The sequence below is a fragment of the Vibrio sp. 2033 genome (assembly GCF_033339735.1).
Map to the genome: position 1 here is coordinate 1 of NZ_JAWOVC010000731.1, position 540 is coordinate 540.

1 protein-coding gene and 1 pseudogene are annotated in these 540 nt (G+C 49.4%); both read right to left on the reverse strand.

The features are described 5' to 3' along the window. Positions 1-146: pseudogene (locus R7P74_RS28765) on the reverse strand (glycosyltransferase family 1 protein); the annotation flags it as partial. Then, the coding region (locus R7P74_RS28770) for a helix-turn-helix domain-containing protein (protein ID WP_318124106.1) at positions 121-540 on the reverse strand (420 nt) is incomplete at its 5' end. The gene R7P74_RS28770 and the pseudogene R7P74_RS28765, both read right to left, overlap by 26 nt.

Here is a 540-nt window from a genome sequence, read left to right on the forward strand (position 1 = left end):
ACTATACGCACGGCGTGCCCAAACGCGAGGATGCCTTTTGCCAGCTCTAATATGTGGCTTTCGATGCCGCCAAAAATGCGGCTATCAACAAAAATCCAAACTTCGCCCACAATGGGTAAATCAGGATTGTTCGAGATTAACTTCATCCGCTTCCCACGCTTGTTTTTTACGATAGACCGTTGAAGGGCTTAGCTCCAGCATCACCGCGGCATTGAGCACGTTACCATCACAATAGGCGATCGCGTTTTGAATCGCTTCACGTTCGACTTGCCACATTGGTCGGATACTTCCGTCTGCATTAAAGTACGGCGATAAGGAATGACTCGGTGTTTCAACGCCGACAGTAGGTTGCATTTGTTGAGCGGGCACCTCTTGAACAGGTTGCACTGGTTCAATGGGTTGTGTTTGCATCGCTGGAGCATTATGTCCGTTGAGATTGCTGCTCGGGTTTGATGATTCGACGTGCACAGGGGTTACGGTTCTTGCCTGCGTTTTCTTTTGAGTTAACTGAGCGGGTAGGTGAGCCACCGTGACTTTTTC